Annotated in this window: 6 protein-coding genes; 5 read left to right on the forward strand and 1 reads right to left on the reverse strand. The window is 56.9% G+C overall.

Translation table 11 applies throughout. From position 1 onward, the window contains the following. The first annotated feature begins 325 nt into the window (after positions 1 to 325). The gene (locus AUC61_RS09440; protein ID WP_243245659.1) at positions 326 to 817 is read left to right on the forward strand and encodes a hypothetical protein; all 492 of its coding nucleotides are present in this window, start codon (positions 326 to 328) and stop codon (positions 815 to 817) included. On the opposite strand, the gene AUC61_RS09445 is transcribed toward AUC61_RS09440, so the two are convergent. Then, on the reverse strand, positions 814 to 1,344 hold the full coding sequence (locus AUC61_RS09445; protein ID WP_243245660.1) for an AAA family ATPase: 531 nt from the start codon (positions 1,342 to 1,344) through the stop codon (positions 814 to 816). The genes AUC61_RS09440 and AUC61_RS09445 overlap by 4 nt on opposite strands. 144 nt (positions 1,345 to 1,488) lie before the next feature. Between AUC61_RS09445 and AUC61_RS09450 the strand changes: the two genes are divergently transcribed. The 4 genes from AUC61_RS09450 to AUC61_RS09465 all read left to right on the forward strand — a co-directional run bounded on the left by AUC61_RS09450 (position 1,489) and on the right by AUC61_RS09465 (position 6,601). Beyond that, entirely contained in the window at positions 1,489 to 1,923 is a 435-nt protein-coding gene (locus AUC61_RS09450) for a RidA family protein (protein WP_243245661.1), read from the forward strand. A 764-nt stretch (positions 1,924 to 2,687) separates the two neighbouring features. Next, positions 2,688 to 3,407, forward strand: coding sequence for a gluconate 2-dehydrogenase subunit 3 family protein (locus tag AUC61_RS09455; protein ID WP_122664672.1), 720 nt, complete (start codon positions 2,688 to 2,690; stop codon positions 3,405 to 3,407). Between the two features lie 36 nt (positions 3,408 to 3,443). Continuing rightward, positions 3,444 to 5,213 carry a GMC family oxidoreductase gene (locus AUC61_RS09460; protein WP_243245662.1) on the forward strand — a complete coding sequence of 590 codons (1,770 nt, stop codon included), beginning with the start codon at positions 3,444 to 3,446 and terminating at the stop codon, positions 5,211 to 5,213. 11 nt (positions 5,214 to 5,224) lie between these two features. Further along, entirely contained in the window at positions 5,225 to 6,601 is a 1,377-nt protein-coding gene (locus AUC61_RS09465; protein ID WP_243245663.1) for a c-type cytochrome, read from the forward strand. The last annotated feature ends 112 nt before the right edge of the window (positions 6,602 to 6,713 follow it).

A 6,713-nucleotide genomic window follows, 5' to 3' on the forward strand; every position in this document is an offset into this window, starting at 1 on the left:
GCTGATGTGCAGCGACGGGGCGAATGATAGGTGCGGGGTTTGCTTGGTGCAACCGCTGTTAAACCGATGTTCAGGCTGGGTGAAATTGCTTCGTTGATAAGCCTGGATCAGACCTGCCCCCACTTTTGCTGTGCAAGAGTGGCCGTCCCGTCTTCGACGCTGCGCTGCCGCGTAGCAAGCGCGCTCCTACAGGCGAAAAGTATTCCATCAGAAGGTTAAATCTTGCTTGATGAGGCCCCGGCAATGCGGGCTTGATCCTACCCGCTAAATAACCGCAAATTACTCAAGTAAATGCCCGACCTGCGGACATTCTGTGGACGCGCATTTGTTCAATTCACTAAGGCAACCAACCCTGATGGCCTTTGTATTAATTTTCATTGGTTTTCTGGCCTTTGCCTCGGGCTACATTGTCTCGCTTGAAGAGCGGCTTCAGCGCGATGGAAAGTTTTGCCCGTTCAGTGTGCGAACGAATCTTCAGGCATCTGTACGAGCACGCAAAACCTTGACCTGGTTGGGAATGCTGATTTGGGCAATAGCGGGTGCATGCTACCTCTGGGGGCCGCCGCTGGAGGCCTCGCCAGATGATCAACTCGGTGGACTGGGCGTTATCGGGCTGATCTTCGCGTTCATGTATTGGGGCCGTGCAAGAGAGCACGAATTCCGGAAAACCGGAGCCTCGACCGACTCATACGCTTATCAGGAGGCAATCGAGCCTCATGAATGGTGGCCGATTGCGTTCCGTGCTTTGGTTGATGTCGCGAAAATTCTGCTTTTTCTGATCTTGATGTACGGGATCAAGCGGTTGATCAATCTCTAGTGCAGAGCAGTCTGGCGGCGGAGCCTCTCAACCACCGCTAACACCGCACTCAACCGGCTCTCCTCCGACAAATCCCCCTCCAGCCTGAGCACTTCACAGCTGCGCTGTTCAAGCCACTTGCGGTGCTGCAGCAAACTGCGGCCCGGCTCGGTACCGCTGTCGTACTGCGCAGCCCATGCCAGAAACTCAGGCTTGGCAGCACCGAAGCGTTGCTCTTCACGCACCTTTAATCGCGCAAGGCGTATCTCGCTTGGAACGTAGAGGAAAACCACCAGATCGAAAGCATCTTCCAGCGCTTTGCCCCACCCCATTACCGAACCTGAAACTACAGCATTCGCGCTGGCACGCAGATCATTCAGCAATGCAGTACCGCGCTGATCCTTGGCGACCATCTGTTGATAAGGAGGATTGGTGGGCAGCCACTGATAGTCATCACCCTCCAGATGCCGGGCCGATAACGCATGAGACACGTCACGACCTAATGTGGAGGTGCCGGAGCCTGGTGCTCCAGTAATAAGGATGTGCATATTTTCGAGCCGATCGAGTATTGGAGCAGAGCCAGGTCTGCATGCTAGTTGATTAGCTCACGGTGATCTATGAAACCTAGGCCCGCTTGACCTCCACCTAACTAGAGGTCTGAGACTGTCGGCTTTTCCATCAGGAGTTGTCCGATGTCCAAGCCAGAATTCGCCCCCGCTTTCGATTTAACCAACCCGCCTGGCCTTTACGATCCCAGTTCAAATGGCTATTCCCATGTAGCCCAATTGCAACCGCAGGCGCAGCTTCTGTATATCGCGGGCCAAGGTGGCGAAGACCTAAAGGGTCAACTGTCTCCAGTGTTTGCCGAACAAGCCAGACAGGCGCTCGCCAACCTTGCTATTGCGCTGCAATCCAAGGGCGCCAGCCTCCATGACGTATTCAAACTGACGTTACTGATCGTCGATCACGACCAGGAAAAACTGGCCACGTGGGTCGGGGAAATAGACCGGGCATGGGGCGCGCCGATGAAGCCTGTGTGCACATTGATTCCAGTACCGCGTCTGGCACTGGACGGGATGCTGATTGAAATTGATGCTGTGGCAGCGCTGTTGCACGCTCAGCAATAGAAGCGGATCAGTGCGCGCAGTAATGTGGGAGCAGAGCTTGCTCGCGATGAACGATGACTCGGTTCAAGCCTGCACACCGAGTTGTCTGCATCGCGAGCAAGCTCTGCTCCCACAGAACCCACGCAGTCCCGGCCGGACCTACAAGATCAAGAGCTCGCTTGCAGGCAAACATAGAATCTCCCACAGCAAATAACGAGACGTTGCCCGAAACCATCAGGATTATCCCCATCATCGCCAAACTGGCCGATATGCCGCATGGAAATAGCACACAAGTACCATCTGCGACACCACAACACCTTGACAACAAACCAGAAATAATTTGTCGCATCTTTTTCAAACCTGATAGCATCCCGCTACCCGTGATGAGCAGACGATACTTGAGTATCGCGCCTCAATGCTGAGCTGGATGAATACTGTTCATACAGCCGCACCTATGCAAACGAATCACAATTAGAGCAACCCTCGAGGTCTGCCAGCCCTGTTCCTGATTGCGCGCCAGCGCCTGAGACGATCGCGAGTTGTACGTTGACTGGTAACGTATGCCTTTTACGTTGACCATCGCCAGGTTGGAAGAACCGCCAACCATCGCGTTTTGTTGAAACGATCCGGAACCTGAAAACGTCGCCGTTAATGTCCTTCAATCGAAGGCGAGTTCGGCTGCGCGCTATTCACGTTGGCTAAGGGGTTGCACAGCAGGTCGAGGCTTTCGATTTCCGAAAAGCACCGTCCGGGGTTTTCTTGTGAGCATTCATAGGGGCCTCACCATGTTGTTGAATAAACCAACGTCACGAAGGAAGTTTCTGCTTTCTTCCTTGATTGCATTACCTGCGATAGGCGTCGCCATTAAAGGTCTGAGCGCTGCGGAAGCAGCGGAGATGGTTGCGCCAAAACTTGAAGAATACCGTCCGACTTTTTTCAGCGCGGCTGAATGGGCCTTCATCATGGCGGCCTGTGATCGCCTGATCCCGGCCGGTGGCCGTGGCCCTGGCGCGCTGGAAACCAATGTTCCAGTCTTTATCGATCAGCAACTGGCCAGCGATCTGGGCAGCGAGATCTATCTGGAAGGCCCTTTCAAACTCGATGCCCCGGCAGAGATGGGTTATCAGATCCCGTACCGCCCGCAAGAGATCTATCAGAAAGGCATCAAGAGCGTTGACGCTTTCTGTCAGGACAAGCATCAGAAGAACTTCGCATCGCTGGATGCAGCCAAGCAAGAAGACGTGCTGAAGCAGCTGCAGAAAGGCGAAGTGAGCTTCAAGGCGTTTGGCGAGGACGTGCTCAAGTCCAAGCAGTTCTTTGGCGAACTGTTGAACCACACCAAGCAAGGCTACCTCTCGGACCCGATCTATGGCGGCAACAAGGGCATGAAAGCCTGGATCGCCATCGGCTTCCCCGGAGCCCGCGCCAGTTACGTGGAGTGGGTGACACAGCACAACGTCAAGTACCCCCTCGGCCCGGTCAGCATCAGCGGCCTGCGCGGTTGATCTCTTTTCGCCAAGCATTTCCAGCATAGGTTTCTCATGGCAAATATTACTAATGACGAAGTCGACGTAGTTGTCGTCGGCCTCGGCTGGGCCGGCTCGTTGATGAGCATTGAACTGGCTCAGGCAGGTTTGAAAGTACGCGCTCTGGAGCGCGGTGAAGATCGCAACAACACCGACTTCGCCTATCCAAAGCCAGCCGATCAGTACGCGTACGGCATCCGTAACAAGATCATGGCCACGCCGAAAGCGGCAGCAATGACCGTTCGCCACACCGCCAACGACGTCGCGCTGCCGACCCGTAAATGGGGCGCTTTCGAGCCAGGTACTGGCGTGGGCGGTTCTGGCCTGCACTGGACCGGCGTATTGATTCGTCCAACGCCGACCGACATCAAGCTCAAAACGTATGCAGACCAGGCCTACAAGCCAGGCATCCTGCAAGAAGACATGCGCATCGGCGATTACCCGTTCACGTGGGATGAAATCGAACCGTTCCTGGACAAGTTCGACAAGATCTGTGGCCTGTCGGGTAATACCGGCAACCTGCAAGGTCGCATCATCGAAGGCGGCGACCCGTTCGAAGGGCCACGTTCCAGCGCATTCCCGCTGCCGCCCCTCGAAAACACCCTGAACTGCAAGATGTTTGCGGACGTGGCGCGCAAGATGGGTTACCACCCGTTCCCGAACCCGTCAGCGAACGTTTCCCAGGCGTGGACCAACCCGTACGGCAACCAGATCGCGCCGTGCAACTACTGCGGTTATTGCAGTAAGTACCCGTGCCTGAACTACTCGAAAGCCTCGCCGCAAACCGCGGTGCTGGACTCGCTCAAGCGCATGGAAAATTTCTCGTACCGGGTTAACGCCAACGTACTGAAAGTTGAACTGCATCCGGACGGCAAGACCGCCAAGGGCGTTACCTACGCCGACGCCGACGGCAACCTGGTATTCCAGCCTGCTGGCATCGTCGTGTTGGCGGGCTTCCAGTTCGTCAACGTGCGTCTGATGCTGTTGTCCGGTATCGGCAAGCCTTACGACCCGATCACCGAAACCGGTACCGTTGGCCGTAACTACGCGTTCCTGAGCAACGGCGGTTCCACGCTGTTCTTCAAGGACAAGGAGTTCAACCCGTTCGCCACCGCCGGTGCTACCGGGCAGATGTTCAACGACGTTTCGCCGGGCAACTACGACGGCGCAGCACTGGGCTTCATTGGCGGCGCGAAGATTCACAGTTCGCAAGCCACCGGCGCACCTATCGGCACAGCGCTGCCAAGCGGCACGCCGGATTGGGGCCAGGGCTGGAAAGAAGGCATGCAGGACTGGTACGGCCACTCGATGAAAGTGAGCATCACCACCAGCTGTCAGTCTTATCGCGGCCACTACGTGGACCTGGACCCGACGTACAAAGATCCATGGGGCTTGCCACTGCTGCGTATCACCTTCGACTGGAAACAGAACGAGCTGAAACTGCAGCAGCATCTGCGCAAAATCGTGCTGGCAATCACCAAGGAACTGGGTCCGGACAGCTACAGCGAAAGCTTCCTGTCGATGGACTCGCATTGGGATATCACCAAGTACGTATCGACCCACAACGTGGGCGGCGCGGTCATGGGCGACGATCCGAAAACCACCGCACTCAACCGATACCTGCAGAGCTGGGACGTGCATAACGTCTTCGTGCCGGGCGGCAACGCCTTCCCGCAGAACTTCCAGGCCAACCCGACTTCACTGATCGGCGCACTGACCCTGTTCTCGGCCAAGGCCATTGTTGATCAGTACATCAAAAACCCTGGCCCACTGGTTCAGGTATAAGGAGCGAGAACATGACATCCAAATCCCGCTCCCGGCTGCTGGCATTGCTGGCGGTCTGTGTAATGCTTGCCCTGCTGGCCTGGCTGGTCAGCGTGTTCCTCAACAAATCGGGTGACGCGTCTGCGCAGATGACTCAGGAAGTGACGCCCGAACTCATCAGCAAAGGTGCGTATCTGGCTCGCGCTGGCGACTGTGTGGCGTGCCACACCGCTCACGATGGCAAAACCTTCGCCGGTGGCCGTGGTATCGAGTCGCCAATCGGCACGATCTACGCGACCAACATCACACCGGATAAAGACACCGGTATCGGTGGCTGGACTTATGGCGACTTCGAGCGCGCCGTACGTCGCGGCGTGGGTCATGATGGCAGCGCGCTGTACCCGGCGATGCCGTTCCCGTCGTATGCCAAGGTTTCGGATGAAGACACGCAAGCGTTGTATGCGTACTTCATGAAAGGCGTTGAGCCGGTCAAGCAGGCGAATCAGGCCAACGATATTCCGTGGCCGCTGTCGATTCGCTGGCCGCTGGCTTACTGGCGCACGCTGTTCTCTCCTACGCCTGAGTCGACCGTTAAGCCTGTTGCTGGCACCGATCCGCAACTCGTTCGCGGCGCGTATCTGGTACAGGGCCTGGGCCACTGCGGTTCTTGCCACACACCACGTGCGCTGACCATGCAGGAAAAAGGTCTGGACGAGAAAAGTGCGGACTACCTGACCGGCGCTCTGCTCAACGACTGGGCTGTGCCTTCGATCCGTGGCGTTGCTCACTGGTCGCAGGACGAAATCGTCGACTACCTGGGTTCTGGCCGTAATGCCAAAGCTTCGGTTGCCGGTGAAATGACGGACGTTGTAGCCAACAGCACGTCGCACATGACCGATGAAGATCTGCATGCGATGGCGGCTTACCTGAAGTCCCTGTCCAGCGATGCGGGCAAGAATGGCGATACTGTTTATCAGCACAATGCTGAGCGCAGCGCCGCCACGGCCAGCAAGCTGACCGCCGCCAAGGACCTGACCCTGGGCGAGCGCCTGTACCTGGATAACTGTGGCGCTTGCCACTTTGTCAAAGGCGAAGGCGCTGCACGGATCTTCCCGCGTCTGGACGGTGCTTCAATCATCAACGCCGAAAACCCGACCGCTTTGATTCACGTGATTCTCGCTGGCGCGCAAACGCCGTCCACCGCGAGAGGCCCGTCGATCCTGCCGATGCCAGGCTTTGCCCAGCGCATGAACGATGCAGAGGTTGCCGAACTGGCCACCTTCCTGCGTCAGGGCTGGTCCAACAAGGCACCTGCAGTGTCTGCAAAACTGGTTGAAGAAGTCCGCTCGGCCCTGGCCGAAGGGCATCCAAAGCAGCAGAAAAAGCTTGAGGCCAGCAACGAGAAGTAAGTTGTCTCGGTTGTAGCTAACGTTGTTCAGGAAGCCCGCCTTGTGCGGGCTTTCTGTTGGCGGCTCGACCCGTAGGAGCGGCTTTAGCCGGTCCCACTGGACAAACTGGATC

This window comes from Pseudomonas maioricensis (assembly GCF_022790535.1).
Lineage (GTDB): Bacteria > Pseudomonadota > Gammaproteobacteria > Pseudomonadales > Pseudomonadaceae > Aquipseudomonas > Aquipseudomonas maioricensis.

Coding starts and splice junctions, on each gene's coding strand:
- AUC61_RS09445 (WP_243245660.1), bottom strand. CDS start 1,344: ATGCACATCCTTATTACTGGAGCACCAGGCTCCGGCACCTCCACATTA.
- AUC61_RS09450 (WP_243245661.1), top strand. CDS start 1,489: ATGTCCAAGCCAGAATTCGCCCCCGCTTTCGATTTAACCAACCCGCCT.
- AUC61_RS09465 (WP_243245663.1), top strand. CDS start 5,225: ATGACATCCAAATCCCGCTCCCGGCTGCTGGCATTGCTGGCGGTCTGT.
- AUC61_RS09460 (WP_243245662.1), top strand. CDS start 3,444: ATGGCAAATATTACTAATGACGAAGTCGACGTAGTTGTCGTCGGCCTC.
- AUC61_RS09455 (WP_122664672.1), top strand. CDS start 2,688: ATGTTGTTGAATAAACCAACGTCACGAAGGAAGTTTCTGCTTTCTTCC.